The organism is Bradyrhizobium manausense, assembly GCF_018130615.1.
Lineage (GTDB): Bacteria > Pseudomonadota > Alphaproteobacteria > Rhizobiales > Xanthobacteraceae > Bradyrhizobium > Bradyrhizobium manausense_A.
Map to the genome: position 1 here is coordinate 506,114 of NZ_JAFCKB010000001.1, position 21,556 is coordinate 527,669.

Here is a 21,556-nt window from a genome sequence, read left to right on the forward strand (position 1 = left end):
TCAGGCCACCGCCGCCACGGGCATGGCGTCGCCTCGGCCGAACAGCTCGCGCACTTCGGCCGCCGGCTTCGGCCTGCTGAACAGATAGCCCTGCATCTCGGTGCAGCCGAGCGCGCGCAGCATCTCGCGCTGCGCCTCGGTCTCGACGCCTTCGGCGACCGTCGTCATGCGGCTGGCGGAAGCGATATTCACCACCGCCTGTACGATCACGGGCGCACCGCCGGCATCGGCGATGTCGGCCACGAAGCAGCGGTCGATCTTGATCTTGTCGAACGGGAAGCGCTTCAGATAGCTCAGCGAGGAATAGCCGGTGCCGAAATCGTCGAGCGCGATGCGCACGCCGATCGAGCGGAGCTGGTGCAGGATCGAGAGCGCCGCCTCGTCGTCGCGGATCAGCACCGCCTCGGTGATCTCGAGCTCGAGCCGCCGCGGCTCCAGCCCGGAGGCGGCCAGCGCACCCGCGATCCGCAGCGCCAGCGTGTCGCATTTCAGCTGCACCGGCGAGACGTTGACGGCGACGCGAACATGGGCGGGCCAGGTCGCGGCCTCGTTGCAGGCCGTGCGCAGCACCCAGTCGCCGATCTCGTTGATCAGGCCGGTGTCCTCGGCGATCGGAATGAATTCGGCCGGCGAGATCATGCCGCGCTCGGGATGGCGCCAGCGCAGCAGCGCCTCGCAGCCGGAGACTTCACCCGATTGCAGGTTGACCAGCGGCTGGTAGTGGATCTCGAAGCCGCCATTGATCAGCGCCTGACGCAGATCCTGCTCCATGGTGAGACGGGCCTTGGCGCACGCATCCATTTCCGGAACGAAGAAGCGATAGGTGCGCCGTCCCTCCGCCTTGGCGCCGTACATCGCGAGGTCGGCATTCTTGACCAGCTGGTCGAGATCGGCGCCGTCCTGCGGCGCCAGTGCGATGCCGATGCTGGCGTCGGTGGAGAGTTGGTGCCCGAGGCAATGATAGGGGCGGCGGATCGCCTCATGGACCTGCGTCACGAAGGCCAGCACGTCGGTGGAGGATTCGATTCCGGTCTGGATCACGGCGAACTCGTCGCCGCCGAGCCGTGCGATCAAATCGCCCGGCTTGAGGCAGGCGCGGATGCGGCCCGCGATCGCCTTCAACAGCTCGTCGCCGACATGGTGGCCGAGCGAATCGTTGATGCCCTTGAATTCGTCGACGTCGATATAGAGCAGCGCGAACTGTTCGCCGCCTGCGACCTTCTTCAGCTCGCGCTCGATCTGCTCGCGGAACAGCACGCGGTTGGGCAGATCGGTCAGCGCGTCGTAATGCGCCATATGCGCGATCTTGTCATGGGCGCGGCGCCGCTCGGTGACATCCTCCACGACATTGATGAGGTAGCGTGGCTCGCCGGATTTGTCGCGGATACCGATCCGGGTCGAAGTGATGTAGCGCTGCCCCATGGTCAGGCTCTGCCAGGGATGTTCGTCCTTGAACAATCCCTCGGCCGTCTGCAGCGCCGCGCTGTCGTCTTCGCTGACCGCCCTTGCGGTGTCAGCCGGATAGATGTCAAAGGGGGTCTTGCCGAACACGGCCTCGCGCGATTGGCCGAACTGCTCTTCGGCCGTGCGGTTGATCAGCAGATATTGCCGCGTCCTGGCGTCCTTCACCGTGATCTGCGACGGGATGTGGTCGATGATCTCGCGCAGGAACGTGTAATTGCGGTCACGCTCCTGCTCCAGACTGCGCCGCTCGGTGATCTCCTCGATCGTCGCGACCCACCCGCCTTGCGCGAGGGGCGTGTTGATGACCTGGAAGGCGCGGCCGTTGGGCAATTGATGCATCTTTGTGGCGACCTTGCCTTCGGCGACGCCCTTCATGACCTCGGCGCAAAACTCCTCGACATTGCCGCTGAACGCGTTGCGCTCCTTGCGGTGGTACATCGCCTCATGGATGTGACAGCCGGGCTTGATGACGTCGTGGGAGAGGCCAAACATGTCGGCATAGCGGCGATTGCAGGTGACGATATAGCCGTCGGCGTCGTACAGGATCAGTCCCTGGGACATATTGTTGAGGGCGGTGTCGAGCCGTAGCCGCTCCGCCTCCAGCCGCTGCTGGGCCTCGCGGTTCTGCCGGTTGATCAGGCGGATGATAAGGAACAGGATCAGCGCGATCACGGCCGCCGACAAAGTCGCGGTGGTGACCATGAATCCGGTCTGCTGCCGCCAGTCGGCTAGCGCGGCCGACGTGGTGTTGGTCGCCATGATGACAAGAGGGAAATGGGTCAGCGATACGGCCGAGCCGAGCTTCTCTTCGCCGTCGACCGGGCTGGTGACGCGAAGCGTATGCTGGCCACCTCGGGTCAGCACCCTCTGCATCAGCGGCGCGCTCTTGTAGCTGGTCCCGATCATCGATTCGACACCCGGGTAGCGCGCCAGCATCACGCCTTCGCGGTCGAACAGCGAGATCGCGGCACCCTCGGCCAGCGCGACGGAAGCGAAATAGTGCTGATAGCTGTCGGGATCGATCCGACGGACCATGGCGCCGACGAAGGTGCCGTCCGGCAGGCTGAGCCGGCGCGCGACGACCGTGGTCCATTTGCCGATCAGGAAGCTGCGTACCGATTCCAGCAGCACCGGCTCCGCCATCGGATTGGTCTTGAAGGTCTGGAAGTAGGCCCGCGACGAGATGTTGATCTTGGGCAGGGGCTGGGCACGGGACCAGGAGATCAGTTCGCCGTCGGCGTCGTAGATCGCGATGTCGCCCAGGTAGGAGACGGCGCTGATCTTGCTCCTCAGCATCCGGTCGGCCTCGGGCCCCGACATGCGCTCGCGGAACATCTGCGGCGAGGCGATCTCCGGCAGGCGCATCTGCCCGATCAAGTCGGCTGCGACGACGTCGGAATCTTCAAACTGCTGATCGAAGTGCCGTGCAATCAGCTGCACGGTGTTTTCCAGCTCGCGCTCGCGATTGGTCAGCGTGCGTTCGCGAAACTCGCCGACGGCCATCGCGGTCACCGCAAAGATGCCGGCGACCAGCAATGCGCCCGAGAGTGTCAGCCACAGCACGGGACCGCGCCGCATGGCAGCGTCCCAGCCGCCCCTTGCGGTTCGCGACAATCTGGATGCCAAGCCTAAAACTAGGTCGCGCATTTCCTCCCCCTGGGGAACAGAAATACACCGCACAAATGGCACAAAGCTTAGGAAAACCAGTTACCTAAGCATTAATCCGGTTGCGCAACCGCATCCCTGTGCAGCGCAACGCGAATCGTGCAGTGGTTGTGCGGCTGCGATCGCAACCGCTGCGCTACATCGTTAATCGAAGCTTAATGCGAGGCGCCCGCGCTCTTGTTGCCGCCGCCATGGCGCAGCCGTCCGACCACGCCCGTCGGGAAGAAGTACACGCTGGCAATGAATAGCAGCCCGAGCCAGAGCAGCCATCGGTCGGGGTGGAGCAGCCCCGGCAGCAGCGGAAGACCGGCCTCGGATGCCGCCTTCGATGCGACGCCCATCAGCGACTGCAGATAGTTCTGGGCGAGGATGAAGATCGTGGCGCCGATGATCGCGCCGTAGATGGTGCCCATGCCACCGATCACGACCATCAGCAGGATGTCCAGCATGATCGAGAAGCTGAGCGAGGTGTCCGGGCCGGCATAGCGCAGCCACAGCGCGTTCAAGATGCCGGCGCCGGCCGCGACCAGCGCGGCGAGGCAGTTGGCATAGGTCAGATGGAAGACGGTGCGGAAGCCGAGGGCCTCAGCGCGAAAGCGGTTCTCGCGGATCGCCTGCAACACCCGTCCGAACGGCGAGTTCACCACGCGCAGCAGCGCGAGGATCATCAGGGTTGAGATGGCGAACACCAGATAGAAGGTCAGGATGCGTCCGTTGATCTCGAATCCGAACAGGTTTTTCGAGATCAGCACCGTGCCGGGGCGCAGCAGCTCGGGGAGCTGGAAGCTGCGCCCGTCCTCACCACCGGTCAGCCAGGAGAGTTGCGACGCCAATACCTGAAAGGCGGAGGCGACCGCGAGCGTGATCATGGCAAAGAAGATCGCGGCGACGCGCAGCGAGAACAGGCCGATGGCGAGCGCGAGCAGCGCGGCCAGCGGCAGACCGACGACGATGCCGGTTGCGACCGCGGCCCAATTCGGGCCCATCCCGTACAGCGCGATCGCGATCGCGTAGCTGCCGATGCCATAGAACATCGTATGCGCGAACGACACCGAGCCGGTGTAGCCGAGCAGCAGATCGTAGGAGGCGACCAGCGCGGCGAAGACGCAGATCTTGGCCGCGACGTTGAGCGCCTTGGCTCCCGGAAACAGGAACGGCGTCGCCGCCAGCGCCAGGATGATGACGACGAGAACGAGCGTGAGGACCCGGCTGCGCGGCGGATCGCCTGATAAGATCATCATCGGCTGGTCACCGCATAGAGGCCGCGCGGCCGCCACATCAGAACGGCGACCATCAGCAGGATGTTGGAGACGAGGGCGAGTTTGGGCACCAGGAAGCCGCCGTAATTGGCGACCATCGCCACCAGGATCGCACCGATGAAGCAGCCGCCGATCGAGCCGAGCCCGCCGATGATGACGACGACGAAGATCAAGACCGTGAGCTCGTCGCTCATGGAGGCGTGGACCTGCTCGCGATAGAGCGCCCACATCACCCCGCCGAGGCCGGCCAGCGCCGATCCGGTCATGAACACGCCGAGGAAGAGACGGCGGATGCGATAGCCGAGCGCCTCGACCATCTCGCGATTCTCGACGCCGGCGCGAATCAAGAGGCCGAGCTTGGTGCGGTTGAGCACGAGCTGGATTGCGATGAACACGGCCAGCCCGATCAGCATCGCCAGCACGCGGTACTTGGCGATGGCGACGTCACCGAGGATGAAGGAGCCGCGCAGTGACGCCGGCAGCGGCATCGGGATGATCTGCGGTCCCCACAGCGCATAAAGCGTCTGCTCGGCGACGATCAGGCCGCCCGTCGTCATCAGGATCTGCTTCAGGTGCTGGCCATAGACAGGCAGGATCAGCACGCGCTCGACGACCAGGCCGAGGGCACCGGAGACGGCCATCGACAGCAGCGCCGCCGGCGCCAGCACCGCAAGATTCACCCAGAGCGTATCGGCCTGCACGGAGGCCGCGAACGGCGCAAACACCAGCGTCGCGATATAGGCGCCGACCGCGATGAAGGCGCCGTGGCCGAAATTCAGCACGTCCATCAGGCCGAACACCAGCGTCAGGCCCGAGGCCATGATGAAGATCATCATGCCCATGGCGAGGCTCGCGGCCGTCAGCGTCAGCCAGGTGCTGGGCGAGCCGACCAGCGGGATCATGATCAGGGCGAGCGCGATCGGCAGCAGGATTGGCGCGATGTCGCGCTTCGGCTTCGGCAGCGGATCGGTTGCGGCGAGTTCGGTCACTGATGTGCCTCCAGGCTCAGGCCCAGCAGCCGCTCCTGCAGCGGCACGTCGGCGGCGAGCGCCGCCATCTCGCCGCGATGGACGATGGTGCCGTTGTCCATCACCAGCACGCTGTCGCCGAGCTCGCGGGCGGCAAAGAAGTTCTGTTCGACGAGGAGAATGGTCGCACCCTTGCGCTTGATCTCCTTCAGGCACTCGATCAGCGCCATCACGATGGCGGGCGCTAGGCCCTTGGTCGGCTCGTCGATCAGCAGCAGCTTGCGCGGCTCGATGATGGCGCGGGCGATCGACAGCATCTGCTTCTGCCCGCCGGAGAGGCTCCCCGCCCGCGACAGCCAGAACCGGCGCAGCGCCGGGAAGAAGCCAAAGATCCAGTCGAGCTGGGTGTCGTCCATCGGCGCATCGCGGGCGGCGAGGACGAGGTTCTCTTTCACCGTGAGGTCGGAGAATACGGCCATGCTCTCCGGCACGTAGCCGACGCCGAGCCGCGCGATGTCGGGCGTGGTGCGGCTCTCGATGCGCTTGCCGCCGAGCGTGATCTCGCCTGACGAGGCCTGCCACAGGCCCATGACGGTGCGCAGCGTCGTGGTCTTGCCGGCGCCGTTGCGCCCCAACAGCATCGTGACCTGTCCTTGCGGGACCGCGAGGTCGATGCCCTGCAGAATGTGATAGCGCCCGATATGGGTGTGCACGCCGGAGAGTTTGAGAAGGTCGGTCATGCTGCACTCTCTGCAGCGTTCTTGGGAGCCACGCCGAGATAGGCTTCCTGCACGATCGGCGAGGCGATCACGTCGGCGGGCGGGCCGTCGGCGACAAGCTGGCCGTTGTGCAGCACGATGATGCGGTCGGCGAGCGAGCGCACCACGTCCATCTTGTGCTCGACGAGGAGGATGATCTTGCTCTTGTCTTGCTTGAGCTGGGCGATCAGGTTCAGCACGACCGGCACCTCGTCGATGCTCATGCCGGCGGTCGGCTCGTCGAACATGAAGACTCTTGGTTCGAGCGCGATCATTAGCGCGACCTCGAGCTTGCGCTGGTCGCCATGCGACAGTGCGGTTGCGGCGACGCCGCGGCGATTGCCGAGCGCGACCTGGTCGAGGATGGCATCTGCGCGCGCGATGAGGTCGCGGCGCACCATCCAGGGACGCAGCATGTCGTAATGGGTGCCATCAGCGGCCTGCACGGCGAGGCGAACGTTCTCCTCGACGGTGAGGTTCGGAAACAGATTTGTCAGCTGGAACGCGCGTCCGAGACCGGCGCGGGTCCGCAGCGGCGCGGAATGCTGGGTGATGTCGGTGCCGTCGAACAGGATGCTGCCGCTCGAGGCGCGGAGCTGGCCCGAGATCAGATTGAAGTAAGTGGTCTTGCCGGCGCCGTTCGGACCGACAATGGCGGTGAGCTCGCCCGGGCGGAACGTGCAGGTGACGTTGTTGACGGCGACATGCCCGCCGAAGCGGATGGTGAGGTCGCGGGTCTCGAGGGTGAGCGTCATTGGCAATCTGTTGAATGATGAGACGAAGCTGTATCCGCGATCACGCTGCGCTCCCTCCCCCGCACGCGGGGGAGGTGAAGCAAGAAAGCTCAGCGCTTGTTGCGGACCGGAACGTCCATGTCCTCGATCTTCAGCTCGCGCACCGGCTCGAGCACGGCCCAGGCAACATTCGGATCGACCTTGACCTTGAAGGCGTACATACTCTGCAGCGCCTGGTGATCCTCTTTCCGGAACACCATCTTGCCTTTCGGCGTGTCGAACTCCATGCCTTCCATCGCGGTGATCAGCTTCTCGGTGTCGGTCGACTTCGCCTTGGTGACGGCGGCGACGACGGACATCGCGGCGGCGAAACCGCCCGCGGTGAAGAAGTCCGGCGGCGCGTTGAAGCGCTTCTGGTGCTCGGCGACGAGCCAGTCGTTCACCGGATTCTTCGGGATGTCGTAGTAATAATAGGTCGCGCCCTCCATGCCCGGCAGGCCCTTGTAGGCGGCGAGAGCCGGCAGGATATTGCCGCCGGTCGAGAGCTCGATGCCGTAGCGCTTCGGATCCATGTCCTGGAGCTTCGCCAGCGGATTGCCGGCGCCGGCCCAGATCACCCAGATCACCTTGCGGCCCGGCTTGTCCTTCAGCGCGTCGAATAGGCGCTGGCCGACCGCGGTGAAGTCGGTCGTGCTGGTCGGCGCATATTCTTCCGCGGCGAGCGTCGCGCCGGTCTTGGCGAGGGCCTCCTTGAAGGCGGCGACGCCGTCACGGCCGAAGGCATAGTCTTGCGCCAGTGTTGCAACGGTGACGCCCTGCTTGCCGATCGCGACCGCATTCGAGATCGCGTCCTGCGACGAGTTGCGCGCGGTACGGAAGATGTAGCGATTCCACTTTTCTCCGGTAATCTGGTCCGCGACTGCAGGCTCGACGATCAGGATCTTCTTGTTCTCCTCGGCAACGGGGAGAATGGCGAGCGCTGCGGCCGACGACGTCGTGCCGATCGCGATGTCGGCCTTGTCGTCCTGATAGGCTTCCGCGAGCGCGGCCTTCGAAAGATCAGGCTTGCCCTGGTCGTCCTTGGTGATGATGACGATCTTGCGACCGTCGAGCGTCATCGTGCCCTTGGTGGCGTATTCAAAGCCCATCTGCAGGCCGGTCTCGGTCTGCTTGGCATAGGCTTCGAGCGGGCCGGTCTTGCCGTAGATCAGCGCGACCTTGAGATCGTCTGCGTGCGCGGAGGCGGCCGCGGCCAAGCCGAGGATGGTTGTTGTTATGATGAGTGATCGACGCACGATGGTCCCTCCTGATTAGGATTTTCTGGGCAATAGCGATTTGCACAGCCTGACGCACATTGCAATTCAACCTTCCGGCCGAGACTCCGCATGCGAGGCTGCATCATTTTTGAGCCAGCCGCGCAGCCTGTTGCGCGCCGGTATCTGACGCCGCACCTTCGATCTGACGCCAATCCGATTGCGCCTCGTCGGCGCTCTCGAAAATATGCGGCGCGACGCCGCGCCGCTCCAGCGCCTCGCCGAGCTTGATGCGCAGGAAGCCCGACGTGGTGTAGCGGGATACGCCGACATAGAAGCGATCGACCAGGCCGCGCACCATGGCCGAATAGTCGTCCAGCAGCTCCGGCAGTATCGAGAAGTTGTCATAATTGACGATGGCGTAAACCTTGCGGCCGAGCGGGCTGAGCCTGGCCGCGACAATTCGCCCGATCTCGTCGATCTCGGCCTTGCTGCGCAAGGGATAGCGCTCGAGATTGATGAAGAACAGGTTCTGCTCCTCGTCGAGGCTGAAGCGCTGGTCGAGCGGGATGGTCAGCAGCCGTTCGCGCAGGTCCATAGGGCCGTCGCGGAAGATGCGCGCATCCATCAGGGCGGGATCGCGCGGGATCAGCGGCTTGAAATCCATCAGGCGCAGGATATCGCGCTCGATGTCGATGCCGGGCGCGACTTCCATGAGCTCGAGCCCGTCGGGGCGCAGCGCGAAGACGCAGCGCTCGGTGACATAAAGCACCCGCTGCCCGCGCGCCGCGGCGAACGGGCCGCTGAAGGTGACGTGCTCGACCGCGTCGACGAATTTGCGCGATTTCGCTTCCTCGACGATGGCGAGACGTCCGTCCTCGACCGCGATGCGCTGCTTGCCGGCGGCAAAGGTGCCGACGAACACGACCTCCTTGGCGTTCTGGCTGATGTTGATGAAGCCGCCGGCGCCGGCAAGCTTCGGCCCGAACTTGCTGACATTGAGATTGCCGGTGCGATCGACCTGCGCGAGCCCGAGAAAGGCGGCATCCAGGCCGCCGCCGTCATAGAAGTCGAACTGATAGGGCTGGTCGATCACGGCCTGGGTGTTGATCGCCGCGCCAAAATCGATGCCGCTTGCGGGAATGCCGCCGATCACGCCGGGTTCCGCGGTCAGCGTGATCAGGTCGATGATGCGCTCTTCATTGGCGACGGAGGCAATGCCCTCGGGCATGCCGATACCGAGATTGACCACGCTGTTGGCCTTCAGCTCGAAGGCTGCGCGGCGCGCGATGATCTTGCGCTCGCTCAGCGGCATCAGCGGCAGCGAGGCCGCGCGCACCCGGATCTCGCTGGAGAAAGCGGGATTATATTGCGTGCCAAACGTCTGCCAGTGATGCTCGGGCTTGGCCACGACGACGCAGTCGACCAGCACGCCGGGAATCTTGACCTGGCGCGGATTGAGGCTGCCGCTCTCGGCCACCCGCTCGACCTGCGCGATGACGATGCCGCCGGAATTGTGTGCGGCCATGGCAATCGCCAGCGCCTCCAGCGTCAGCGCCTCCTTCTCCATGGTCAGATTGCCGTCGGGATCGCCGGTGGTGGCGCGGATGATTCCGACATTGATCGGGAAGGTCCGATAGAGCAGGCATTCTTCACCGCGCAGCGTGATCAGCTCCACCATGTCCTCGGTGGTGCGCGCATTGAGCTTGCCGCCGCCGTGCCTGGGATCGACGAAGGTGCCCATGCCGACGCGGGTGATGTGGCCCGGCCGGTGTGCCGCGATGTCGCGGAACAGATGCGTGATCACGCCCTGCGGCAGGTTGTAGGCCTCGATCTGATTGGCGATGGCGAGCTGCTGGAGCTTTGGCGCAAGACCCCAGTGCCCGCCGATCACGCGGCGCACCAGGCCTTCATGCGCGAAATGATTGAGGCCGCGATGCTTGCCGTCGCCCTGGCCCGCCGCATAGACCAGCGTGAGGTTGCGTGGCTTGCCCTGCGTGTAGGGCGCATCGCCCTCGCTCGCCAGATAAAGTTCCTCCAGCGCCAGCGCGATCTCCTCGGCAAAGCCGATGCCGACGAAGCCGCCGGTGGCGACCGTGTCGCCGTCGCGGATCAGCATGACGGCCTCGGCCGCCGTGACGATCTTGCCCTTCTCTGAATTGGGCAGGTAAGCCAAGGCGGGATGCTGGCTCACGGCGTGTCCTCCCATGTTGTCTTGTCAGGAGCGGCCTGCAATGGCCGCTCCGTTTTTGCGGCTCCGTCCGGAGCTAACCGACCTTGCGCGTTTCGGTGGCGAAATAGACCGAGACGATCGTGATGATAGCGAGCGCGATCATGTAAAGCGAGATCGGCCAGGTCGCCGGCGCATAGGCCGTCATCAGGCCCGTCGCGATCAACGGCGACAGCGCGCCGGCGAAGATCGAGGCGAGATTGTAGCCGAGCGAGACGCCGCTATAGCGCACCTTGGTGCCGAACAGCTCGGAGAGGAAGCTCGCCTGCGGCCCGTACATAGCGGCGTGGCCGACGGCGAGGCCCAGCACGATCGCGATCCAGGCGAGTTGCGGGTTCTTGGTCGAAAGCAGCATGAACAGCGGGAACGACATCAGCGCCGAGAACACGGCACCGAAGATGTAGATCGGCCGCCGCCCGACCCGGTCGGACAGTGCGCCGAAGGCCGGAATGGTGAAGGTCTCGACGGCGGCGGCGATCAGCACGCCGTTGAGCATGTCCTGCTTGTTCATGCCGAGCGACTGCGTCGCATAGGCCAGCACGAAGGTGGCGTAGATGTAGAAGAAGCCGTTCTCTGCAAAGCGCGCGCCCATCGCGAGCAGGATGTTCTTCGGATACATCCGGATCGCCTCGAGGATCGGCATCTTCACGTCCTGCTTGGTATCCTTGACCTTCTGGAACTCCGGCGATTCCGCGATGGTGAAGCGGATCCACAGGCCGACCAGCACCAGCGCCATCGAGAACAGGAACGGGATGCGCCAGCCCCAGGCCAGCAGCTGCGCGTCCGTCAGCATCGCCGAGACCACCGAGAACACCAGCGTGCCGAGCACGAGGCCGAGCGGCGCGCCGAGTTGCGGCCAGCTTCCGTAGAAGCCCTTCTTGTCCGCGGGCGCATGTTCGACCGCCATCAGCACCGCGCCGCCCCATTCGCCGCCAAGGCCAAAGCCCTGGATCAGGCGGCAGGTGACCAGCAGGACCGCGGCCCAGATGCCGGCGGTGTCATAGGTCGGAAGGAATCCGATCGCCGCCGTCGCCGCGCCCATGATCAGCAGCGTGAGATACAGCATGGTCTTGCGGCCGATCTTGTCGCCGTAATGGCCGAACACGACCCCGCCGAGCGGGCGCGCGATGAAGCCGAGCGCATAGGTCGCGAACGCCAGCAGCGTGCCCATCATCGGGTCGAAGGTCGGAAAGAACAGCTTGTTGAAGATCAGCGCCGCGGCGGTGCCATAGAGGAAGAAATCGTACCACTCGATGGCCGTGCCGATCAGGCTCGCGGTGGCGACCGTGACGTGCGAGGGCTGTCTCGCCTGAAGCTGATGGACTGAGATCGCTTCACTCATCTTGCGTCCTCCCTGGTTGCAAATGCGCATGTGCAGCACGCGTCATTGTGCAAAGCGAAGAGCAAGGTCTGCGCCAGATGCCGTCGGCTTGTGCAAAACGACGGAAAATCCAGCAGATTCAGTCTGGGCGGCGTAGCCAAGGCGCAACGCGCCCTGTCAGGAATCCGAGACTCCGGACACGCATTGTCTCGAAACTCAGACGGATTCGGTGCCCGAGGCGAGGCCGAACTTGGCGAGCTTCTTGTAAAAGGTCGCGCGCGAGATCTGGAGCATCTTTGCGGCTTCCGAAATCTGACCGTGGCTGGCGGCGAGCGCCTGTTCGAGTGTGTGCTTCTCGAATTCGGCTTCCGCCTCGGCATAAGGCAGGACGAGACCGGCCGGCCGCATGGGTGCCGCGGGAATCGCCTCCGCCCCAACGGGGAGAATGCGATCGAAGTCGTCGCTGGTGAGGCGCCCCGAATCGCTCAGGATCAGGGCGCGTTCCAGGATATTGCGCAGCTCGCGGACATTGCCGGGCCAGCCATAGCGCGCAAGCGCAGCCAGACCGCTCGGCGTAATCCTGACGTTGAGATAGTCGCCGGACGCGCTGATGTCGTCGAGCAGCCGTCCGCAGATCTCGGGCAGGTCGTCCAGGCAGTGGCGCAGGGGCGGCAGCACGATCGAGAGCACGTTAAGCCGGTAGTAGAGATCGGCGCGGAACGTCCCCTCGCTGACCCGCTTGTGCAGGTCGACATTGGTGGCCGCTATGACGCGCACGTCGACCTTGCTGATCTTGTCGGAGCCGAGCGGCTCGATCTCGCGCTCCTGCAACACGCGCAACAGCTTCGCCTGCAATTGCAGCGGCATCTCGCCGATCTCGTCGAGAAACAGCGTGCCGCCGTCGGCGACCCGGAATTTTCCCTCGCGTCCCTTGCGATCGGCGCCGGTATAGGCCCCCGGCGCGGCGCCGAAGAACTCCGATTCGATCAGCGTATCGGGGATCGCGGCGACGTTGACGCTGACGAACGGCTTCTCGGCGCGGGATGACGCGTTGTGGATGGCCTGCGCCAGCATCTCCTTGCCGGTGCCGGTCTCTCCGGTGAGCAGAACGGTGACGCTCTGGCGCGCGGCACGGGCTGCAAGCTCCTTGGCCTGTGCGATGCCCGCGGTTGAACCGACATAGTCGTCGAAGGTGAAGCGTGCGGCGCGCGCATGGGACAATTGCCGTCGCGCCAGCCGCAGATCGTTCTCAAGCTGGGCGACGCGACCGAGCAACGGCTTCAGGCCCTCGAGGCGGTCATAAAGCACGAAGCCGATCGCGCCGATGATGTTCCCCTTCTCGTCCTCGATCGGCATCCGGGTCACGACGAGTTGCTGGCCGCCGAGCTCCATGATGTCGAGGATGATCGGCTCTCCCGTTTCCACGACCCTTCGCATCAGGCTGTTGGGAATGACCTCCTCGATCGGGCGGCCAAGCGCTTCTGATTCATGCGAGAGGCCGATCGCGGTGACATATTTCTCATTGACATACACCACGCGTCCGCTGCGATCGATGGCGATGGCGCCCTCGCACAGATGCTCGAGCCGCTCGAACAGCGTCTCCATGGCGCGTGCGCGGATATAGGCGGGATCGCTGACGACGGAGACGGGGGTGGCCATGGCGTGCCTCGCGGGAAGCCCGTCTGTTTATTACCAAAAGCGCAGGTATTTCAAAGGGAGAAATGGGGCGTTTGGAGCCCGACCTATATTCGGTCGTCGTCACGGGTTCGCGCTTTGCGCGCCCCGGGACGACACCGAGATTGTTGCTCTACCGTTGCGTGCCCTGCCGCCGTTACCGCCGATATCCGCTCGCCCGCGAATAACCTTGGCGGTTCTGCTGCATCGGGCGGGCGGAGACGCTGGCGCGGGACTCGCTCGAGGCGGGGGTGGCGAGCTTCAGCTCCTCAAGGAAGATCGGGCGGGCGAAATAATAGCCCTGCGCGTAACGGATCTTGGTGGCGGCCTGGAGATAGGCGAGCTCCTCGTAAGACTCGAGGCCCTCGGCGATCACGGTCATGCCGAGCGCTTCGCTCAAGGATTCGATCGCGCGCAAAATGCCCTGGCTGCGCGGGCGCTTATGGATGTCGGTGATGAAGGAGCGGTCGATCTTGATCTCGTCGGCGGTGATGTCGGCGAGCGCCGACAGCGACGAATAGCCAGTGCCGAAATCGTCGATGGAGACGCCGACGCCGAGCTTGCGGAACATCGGCAGGATCTCGCTCTGAAAATGATTCTTGGCGACGAAGGCGTCTTCGGTCACCTCGATCATGAAGCGTTGCGGAAAGCCGGTCTCGTCCAGGGCCAGTGCAAAGCTGCGCATGAACTCGGGATTGCCGGCCTGCTTGGCCGCGACGTTGATGCTGATGGTCGCTTCCGCGCCGAACGTCTCGTTGATCAGGTCGATCGACTTGACGATCTCGGCCAGCACGAGATGGGTCAGCTCGTCGATCAGCCCGAGCTCGCTGGCGAGATTGATGAACGAGCCGGGCGCCTGGATCACGCCCTCGTCGTCGCGCAGGCGCACCAGCGCCTCGATGCCCTTCACGGCTTGCGTGCGGATGTCGACCTTGGACTGGAAGGCGCAGCAAAAGCGCTTTTCGAGAATGGCGAGCCGCAGCGACTGCTCGATCTTCATCCGCGCCAACGCTTCGCGCTCCATGCCGGAATCGAAGAAGGCCGCCGTCCCCTTGCCGTTGTTCTTGATGCGGTACATCGCGATGTCGGCGTTCTGGCGCAGCGTCTCGAAGTTGCGGCCATGATCGGGATAGAGGCTGACACCGACCGAGGTGGAGGCGAAGATTTCCGAATGGTCGATGAAGAACGGTGCGGTCAGCCGCTCCAGCGTCGACTTCATGAATTCGGCGACTTCCTCCTGGCTCTGGATCGGCGAAAGCAGCAGCAGGAATTCGTCGCCGGAGATGCGCGACAGCATGTCGGAATCGCGCAAGTCGCGTCCGAGCCGTTTCGACAGCTCCACCAGCAGCGCATCGCCGACGGCGTGGCCATAATAGTCGTTGATGTGCTTGAAGTTGTCGACGTCGAGAAAGGCCAGCGCGAAACGCTCGTCGGCGCGGTCACGCGCCAGGAGGCTGTTGGCGCGATGTTCGATCACGCGTCGCGAGGGCAGGCCGGTGAGCTCATCGAAATAGGCCGAGCGGAACAGCTGGTCTTCAAAGTTCTTCTGCTCGGTGATGTCGGAGGACGCCGAGATCAGCAGTTCCTGTCCGGCGAGGCGGACCGGGCGATGGGTGGTCAGCAGCACCTGGCGCGCGGCTCCGTCGTGGAGTGCTTCTTCGGAGATGACAGGCTGGCCGGACTTCAATGCCTGCTGGCAGGCTTCGCGGCGCGGCGCGAGATCGGGCGAGGGCCGGCTGCCGTCCATGCCGAGCTGGGACGCTGCGACATCGTTAACCAGCAGGAGCTTGCCCTGCGCGTCCTGCACGGTCAGGCCGGCAGGCAGCATTCTAACGATTTCCTTGAGAAATCCGAGTTCGGCTTCACTCGCGCCGTTATATGCGTTGTCGTTCATAGAAGCCATGAATCTTGTTGTTCAGCGCGCGTTTGCAATGGGCGCGATCATGCGCAGTTCCCTCTTAGGTTTGGTTAAGGGGTCCGCAGAAATACGGGGGTGTTTTGCGAGAAACTTGGCGCGTCGCGACGCGCGCCGCCGATCGTCATTAACAGAAGGTCAACAGCGCGTGCGAAAGCGCGAGCAACGCGCGCGGCTCTCTTTCGCTTTCGCGCGGCTCGTTGCGCCATGGGCGTTGATTGAATCTGCGACGTGAGCTCCGGGATCGGTCCACCTCTCCCCGTCGGGGAGAGGTGACCCAACTCTATTCGCTCTTGGGAATGCGGCATTGCATGATGCAATGCAGGCCGGTCTTCAAATACGAGATCTCGGTCTTGCCGTCGAAGGCGGACAGTGCCGATTTCAGCAGCTTGGTGCCGAAACCGGGCGCGGAGATTTCGCCAACGGTCGGTCCTTCGGTTTCGTCCCACGTGACGGTCAGGCGATCGTCACTGACGGTCCATGACACCTGCAACAGACCGCGCGGCGAGGAGAACGCGCCGTATTTGCCGGCATTGGTGGCGAGCTCGTGAAACATCAGTGACAGCGTGACCGCGAGCTTCGGTGGCAGGAACAGGCGGTCGCCGTTGAGGGTGAAGCGGACATGGCCGTAAGGGCCGAGCTCAGAGATCAGGAGGTCGCGGATGTCGCAGCCGGCCTTGTCGATCCGCGAGATCAGGTCGTCGGTCGCGGCCAGCGACCGTAGCCGGGGGTCGATCCGGTCCCAGACTTGGGGCTGATCGTGCAGTACCTGGTGCAGCACCGCATGCACGGTCGACAGCTTGTTCTTCAGCCGGTGCTGCAGCTCGTCGACCAGAACCTTGCGATAGTCCTCCTCTTCGATCAGGCGCCTGGAGATCCGGCGCTGCTCCGCCAGCATCGTGCGGTAGTGCTCGACGCCCCAGATGGTCAGCGCCGAGACGCCCCAATAGAGTGTCAGCAGCGCGAACCGCGCGCGATCCGCAAAGGCATCGCCGAAATTCACGACGACGCCGAGCACACCGCCGACCAAAGCCGTCACGATGCCGACCCGAAGACCTCCGAATGCGGCCGCGAAAAACACGGCCGGGAAGTACGGCGTGAAGTAGACGTCGGGGCGGACATGCGCGAGCCCCCAGCGCGCCAGGGTCGCAACCAGCAGGCAGGCCACTGCGAACGCAATGCTCAGGCCGAGCGATGGCGGCGCCACGCCCTGCCAGCCCTTGCGGAATTCGTCGATCAGCTTCCCCATGCGCAGCCCGGTGACGATATGCGTTCGAAAATCTCGTGGCGATTGAGAATGTTACGCATCCCGCATGCGCAAGCAAAGCTTGCCTCATCGGGAGCCGCCAGGAATAGCGATGGTTGCCGCGCCGGCTGCCGCTGCGGCGTCATCGGCCGGTGTCCGCTATTTGGCATCAAATCATTCGAAAACAGGGACATTCCACGGGCGGCTGGATGGCAAGGTTGCGGTGATCACGGGCGCGACGAGCGGGATCGGACCGCGTACTGCGAAAGTCTTCGTTGCCGAAGATGCCAAAATTGTGATCGCGGGTCGCCCTATACCGGAAAGCGAGGCGCTGGTGATGCGGCGCGTGGCTGCCTGTGTTTTCCGTTAGGTGCCGTGTTGTCCCGCGGAAAGCGTTCGATCAGAGCGCATAGCGCGCCACGGCGACGGAGCCGCAGGATGGGCAAACGCGCGCTCTTCGCGCGCCGTGGCCACGATCGGTGCCCGAACCCGGAGAGACGTGGTGGGACGCTTCCGCCTTCGCTCTTCGAGCTACGGCGGACAAGTCGCTTTGCCCACCCTGCGAAACCGGGTCTCCATCATTGCGAGGAGCGAAGCGGCACTCACACCGCCTTCACCCGCACCTTCAATCCATCTCGCGGCTTCGGGATCGGCCACATCTGCCAGTCCGGCTTGTAGCCGGGCTCCAGCGACACCTCGATGTTCTGCAGGAAGTGTCGGGCAAAACATTTCGCCTGCATGTAGGCGAAGTGCAGGCCGAGGCACATATGCGCGCCGCCGCCGAACGGCACCCAGGCGAAGCGGTGACGGTTGCGCTGGGCCTCTTCGGTGAAGCGCAAGGGATCGAAGCGATCCGGCTCCGGCCAGATGTCCTTCATATGATGCGTATACAGCGGATTCACGCCGACCGAGGTGCCGGCGGGAATGTGGTAGTTCCTGAATGTGAAGTCGCGCACCGCGCGACGTGGCATCGACGGCACAGGCGGCTTGAGCCGCAGAGCCTCCTTAAAGGCCATTTCCGACAGCGGCAGCTTATCGAGATCGGCGAAGCTCGTCGGCGCATCGGCCGAAAGGCCGAGGGCAAAGACCTCCTCGCGCAGCTTCTGCTGCCAGTCGGGATGCGCCGCAAGCTCGCCGATGAAGGACGTCAGCGACGAGGTCAGCGTGTCGTGCGCCGCCATCATCAGAAAGCTCATATGGTCGATGATGTCCTGGTCGGACAAAAGCGCGCCATCCTCATGAGTGGCGCGGCAGAGGTGTGAAAACAGATCGTCGCCGCCGTGATTGCCACGGCGGAGCGGGATCTGCTCACGGAAATAGGCAATGATGCGTTTGCGTCCCCTCACGCCGGCTGCCATCTGCGTGCCGGGCAGGGGACGGCGGATCGGGGCGACGGCAGCCGCGACCATATCGACGAAGGCGCGGTTGATCTCGTCGACCTCGGGCCCGATGTCGGCGCCGAGAAAGGACGTCGCCGCCAGATCCAGCGTGAGTTGCTTCATCGCCGGATAGAGCTGGATCTCGCCCGGATTTGCCTTCCATTGCGCCACGCGCGCCGAAATGCCGCGATCGAGATTGCTGAGATAAGACTTCATCGGCCCGGACTTGAACGCGACCGAAAGCGCCTTGCGATGCAGCCGGTGCTCATCGAAATCGAGCAGCATCAAGCCGCGCGGAAACAACCGTCCCAGCACGGGGTTCCAGCCGTGCTCGGACGAGAACTGCCTCTGCTGGTCGAACATCACGAGCTCGTTGGCCTCGGGCCCGAGCAACACCACGCTGGTCTCGCCGAATACATGGGTCCGATAGACCGGGCCGAACTTTCGCCCATTCGCCTCGATATGCCCCTTGGGGTCGGCCAGGACCTGGAGGGTCTTGCCTATGATCGGCCAGCCCTCATCGCCGGGAATGTGCTTCAACTGATTGCGCTTGGGCGGCGTAGGCCCAGCCTGCATCGACATGACGATTGCTCCGATTGGCTGTCCGAACAGAGATCGCGCGACCGCAACATAGAGACGGCCTGAGCCAGCTTGGCGAGGTCAGCATAGCACAGGCCATCATGATTTGCTTGTGAACGTCGTGATAGGCGTCACCTCATTGATGCCTATCGCTTCGCCGCCTCCTTCTGCAGATCCGGCGCGTTGACGGCGGGTATCGCGACGCGGCCGGCGCCGGTCACCTTCAGCGCCTCGGCCGCCTTCTCGTTCTGCATGATCTTGGCCATCACCGCCTGTCCCGCACGCTCGAAGATCGCGCGGTTTTCGATCACGAATTTCTGCGACTTGCGCAGGCCGTCAATGTAGCCGTTGATCTCCGGCACGACGTAGCGCGCGACCATGTCCCAGCTACGGCGCGTGGCTTCCGGATTGGCCCAGTCGTGCACGAAGCCGATGATTGCGCCGACGCCGCCGGACACCTCCATCACGTTCTTGATGGTTTTGACGAGATCGTCGGGCGTGCCGATGGTGGATGCGGCGCCCTCGACGAACGCGGTCTTGTCCACGGCCTCGTCGGGCGAGGAGAATGCGGTCAGGCCCGGCCGTTGCAGCGTACCGACATTATATTCGTTGTGCCAGCGCATCAGCCCGGCGCCAGCCTCCTTGCGCGCCTGCTCGCGGCTCTCGGCGATGTGGAAGCTGAGGAGCACGCGCCAGTCGGCCCGGCTGACCGTTGTGCCGTGCTTCCTGGCGGCGTCTTCGGCGAACTGCCATTGCTGCTGCAGCGACATCAACCCCTGTGTCGTCATCGAGCCCAGCGAGATGATGCCGATGCCGTATTTGCCGGCGAGCGTCATGCCCGACGGCGAGATCTGCGACGCCACCACGAACGGCATCTCCTCCTGCAACGGCAGGATCTGCAGCGCCGCGTCGTTCATGGTGAACCAGTCGCTCTTGGCGGTGACACGTTCACCGCTGAAGAGGCGGCGGATCACGTCGATCGCCTCATCCTGGCGGTCGCGCTGCGTCATCGGATCGATGCCCAGCGTATGCGCGTCGGACGCGAGGGCGCCGGGCCCGGAACCGAAGATGGCGCGACCGCCGGTCATGTGGTCGAGCTGCACCATGCGCTGGGCGACGTTGAAGGGATGGTGATAGGGCAGCGACACCACGCCGGTGCCGAGCTTGATCCGCTTGGTGCGCTCGCCGGCCGCAGCCAGGAACATCTCGGGCGATGCGATCATCTCCCAGCCGGAGGAATGATGCTCGCCGCACCAGAACTCGTCATAGCCGAGCGCGTCGAGCTGCTCGACCAGATCGAGATCGCGCCGGAACTGGAGCATCGGATGCTCCCCGATCGGGTGATGCGGGGCAAGGAAGGCTCCGAATTTCAGGCGCGCCATGGCGTTCTCTCCGGCTGTCATTTTCTGTTTGTTAGATAGCGGAGGCTACGTGCCCGGTGCCACGAACGCAATCGCACGATGTCCCGCGCGGCGGAATGCTGGCATGCGTTAAGACGCTGCTGCGCCGTCCGAGGTTCGAGCACCTCGATTCCTACCTCCCAGGTAATCGCGCGGGTGACGCCAATCTGCGAGCTTGCCGCGCAAGCACATACCGTGGGCTCGCGCGCGAATGCATCAAACCGTCACAAGGCCAATCGATTCGACCCGCCGCTGGTGGGTGCTGGCGATCGTCGTCGCGGCGCAGTTCATGTTCGGCGTCGACGCCTTCATCGTGAACGTCGCGATCCCGACCATCGCTGTCGACCTGCACGCGACGCCGGCACAGATCGAATCCGTCATCGCGATCTATCTGATCGCCTATGCCACGCTGGTTGTCACCGGCGGCCGTCTCGGCGACATCCACGGCACGAAAAACGTGTTTCTCGCTGGCGTGCTTGGCTTTACCGCGACCTCGTTGTGGTGCGGCATGGCGTTCTCAGGCGCCGAGCTGATTACTGCTCGGCTGGCGCAGGGCGCGACCGCGGCGCTGATGGTGCCGCAGGTGCTGGCGACCTTGCATCTGCTCTTCACGGATGATTCGCGCAGCCGCGCCTTCGCCATCTATGGCATCGTGCTCGGGCTTGCGGGTGCCGCCGGCTTCCTGCTCGGCGGTCTCCTCGTCACGATCGACCTTGCCCACACCGGCTGGCGCTCGGTGTTCTTCGTCAACGTGCCCTGTGGCCTCGTCATCGCGATCGCCGCCTGGCGCATCATGCCGGCGGTGCCGCGCCGGGCCGGCACGAAGCTCGACGTCAAGGGCAGTGCGGTTCTGTTCGCCGGCCTGTTGTGCCTGATCGGCCCGCTGCTGTTCGGTCACGATGTCGGTTGGGCGCCATGGCTGTGGGCGGTGATGGCGACGGGTGCTGCCGTCCTCGCAGCGTTCCTGAGGCTCGAGCATGCGGTTGCGCGCGCCGGCGGCATGCCGCTGATCGACCTCTCGCTGCTGGCGGACGCAGCGTTCCTGCGCGGACTCGGCGCTGCCTTCTTTTTCTTCGTCGCCAATCTCTCGTTCTATCTGGTGATGACGCTGTTCATGCAGCGCGGTCTGAAAATTGCGCCGCTCGCCGCCGGCCTCGCCTTCGTTCCGCTCGCGCTCGCCTTCGTCGTGGCCTCGCGCCATAGCGGCGCGCGCGCGAAGCGTCGCGGCACGGGCGTGCTGATCGAAGGCTGCGCGCTACAGATCGCCGGTCTCGTGGCGCTCGCGCTTGTCGCAGACCTGATCGATGCCCCGACGCCGCTCATGCTCGCATTCGTCATGATCGTCTTCGGCTACGGCCAGGGGCTGGTGATGGCGCCGCTTTCAGGTGTGGTGCTTTCGACTGTGAAGCCTGTTGCGGCCGGTTCTGCCTCCGGCATGTATGGCACCACGGCGCAGATCGGAAATGCGGCCGGAGTGGCCGCAATTGGTGCGGTGTTCTTTGCGGTCGAAACGCTGCAATCAGCGCGCGCAGGATTTCTCGTTTCGCTTGCGCTGTTCGCGGCGTTAATCATGATCTGTGTCGCATTTCTGTCTTGGATGCGCCGCACCGCTGCACGAAGTTGAGGCATCGCGGTTAATTCATGCCGATTCCTGCTGGATTTTGCGTGATTCCGGGGGGCCGGCAGCACACGGCCTTTTCATTTTGCACTG

Annotated in this window: 14 protein-coding genes and 1 pseudogene; 2 read left to right on the forward strand and 13 right to left on the reverse strand. The window is 64.3% G+C overall.

Annotated features, from left to right (window positions below; genetic code table 11):
- The 11 genes from JQ587_RS02435 to JQ587_RS02485 form a co-directional block, all read right to left on the reverse strand.
- A complete protein-coding gene (locus JQ587_RS02435) occupies positions 1-3,042 on the reverse strand; it encodes a bifunctional diguanylate cyclase/phosphodiesterase (protein WP_212424305.1) in 3,042 nt (1,013 codons plus the stop codon).
- 242 nt (positions 3,043-3,284) lie between these two features.
- Positions 3,285-4,370: a branched-chain amino acid ABC transporter permease gene (locus tag JQ587_RS02440; protein ID WP_212424306.1), complete on the reverse strand. Its 1,086-nt coding sequence runs from the start codon at positions 4,368-4,370 to the stop codon at positions 3,285-3,287.
- Complete coding sequence (locus JQ587_RS02445) at positions 4,367-5,377, reverse strand: branched-chain amino acid ABC transporter permease (protein ID WP_212424307.1); 1,011 nt, start codon at positions 5,375-5,377, stop codon at positions 4,367-4,369. The genes JQ587_RS02440 and JQ587_RS02445 overlap by 4 nt, the downstream gene beginning before the upstream one ends.
- Complete coding sequence (locus tag JQ587_RS02450; RefSeq protein WP_212424308.1) at positions 5,374-6,096, reverse strand: ABC transporter ATP-binding protein; 723 nt, start codon at positions 6,094-6,096, stop codon at positions 5,374-5,376. The genes JQ587_RS02445 and JQ587_RS02450 overlap by 4 nt, the downstream gene beginning before the upstream one ends.
- Positions 6,093-6,869 carry an ABC transporter ATP-binding protein gene (locus tag JQ587_RS02455; protein WP_212302111.1) on the reverse strand — a complete coding sequence of 259 codons (777 nt, stop codon included), beginning with the start codon at positions 6,867-6,869 and terminating at the stop codon, positions 6,093-6,095. The genes JQ587_RS02450 and JQ587_RS02455 overlap by 4 nt, the downstream gene beginning before the upstream one ends.
- Positions 6,870-6,958: 89 nt before the next feature.
- The gene (locus JQ587_RS02460) at positions 6,959-8,143 is read right to left on the reverse strand and encodes a substrate-binding domain-containing protein (protein WP_212424309.1); all 1,185 of its coding nucleotides are present in this window, start codon (positions 8,141-8,143) and stop codon (positions 6,959-6,961) included.
- A gap of 103 nt (positions 8,144-8,246) precedes the next feature.
- Positions 8,247-10,295, reverse strand: coding sequence for an acyl CoA:acetate/3-ketoacid CoA transferase (locus tag JQ587_RS02465; protein ID WP_349629465.1), 2,049 nt, complete (start codon positions 10,293-10,295; stop codon positions 8,247-8,249).
- A 73-nt stretch (positions 10,296-10,368) separates the two neighbouring features.
- The gene (locus JQ587_RS02470) at positions 10,369-11,673 is read right to left on the reverse strand and encodes an MFS transporter (RefSeq protein ID WP_249149124.1); all 1,305 of its coding nucleotides are present in this window, start codon (positions 11,671-11,673) and stop codon (positions 10,369-10,371) included.
- A gap of 195 nt (positions 11,674-11,868) precedes the next feature.
- Positions 11,869-13,311: a sigma-54 interaction domain-containing protein gene (locus JQ587_RS02475; RefSeq protein ID WP_212302115.1), complete on the reverse strand. Its 1,443-nt coding sequence runs from the start codon at positions 13,309-13,311 to the stop codon at positions 11,869-11,871.
- Between the two features lie 172 nt (positions 13,312-13,483).
- A complete protein-coding gene (locus JQ587_RS02480; RefSeq protein WP_212424312.1) occupies positions 13,484-15,220 on the reverse strand; it encodes a putative bifunctional diguanylate cyclase/phosphodiesterase in 1,737 nt (578 codons plus the stop codon).
- A gap of 304 nt (positions 15,221-15,524) precedes the next feature.
- Positions 15,525-16,490, reverse strand: a complete 966-nt coding sequence (locus JQ587_RS02485; protein ID WP_212302117.1) for a sensor histidine kinase — start codon at positions 16,488-16,490, stop codon at positions 15,525-15,527.
- A 160-nt stretch (positions 16,491-16,650) separates the two neighbouring features.
- On the opposite strand from JQ587_RS02485, the pseudogene JQ587_RS02490 reads away from it, so the two are divergent.
- A pseudogene (locus JQ587_RS02490) lies at positions 16,651-16,854 on the forward strand (SDR family NAD(P)-dependent oxidoreductase); the annotation flags it as partial.
- Between the two features lie 235 nt (positions 16,855-17,089).
- Here the strand turns inward: JQ587_RS02490 and JQ587_RS02495 are convergent.
- Positions 17,090-18,448: a cytochrome P450 gene (locus JQ587_RS02495; protein WP_212424313.1), complete on the reverse strand. Its 1,359-nt coding sequence runs from the start codon at positions 18,446-18,448 to the stop codon at positions 17,090-17,092.
- Between the two features lie 143 nt (positions 18,449-18,591).
- Complete coding sequence (locus tag JQ587_RS02500; RefSeq protein WP_212424314.1) at positions 18,592-19,827, reverse strand: LLM class flavin-dependent oxidoreductase; 1,236 nt, start codon at positions 19,825-19,827, stop codon at positions 18,592-18,594.
- 229 nt (positions 19,828-20,056) lie between these two features.
- Between JQ587_RS02500 and JQ587_RS02505 the strand changes: the two genes are divergently transcribed.
- Positions 20,057-21,469, forward strand: a complete 1,413-nt coding sequence (locus JQ587_RS02505; RefSeq protein ID WP_212424315.1) for an MFS transporter — start codon at positions 20,057-20,059, stop codon at positions 21,467-21,469.
- Positions 21,470-21,556 lie beyond the last annotated feature (87 nt).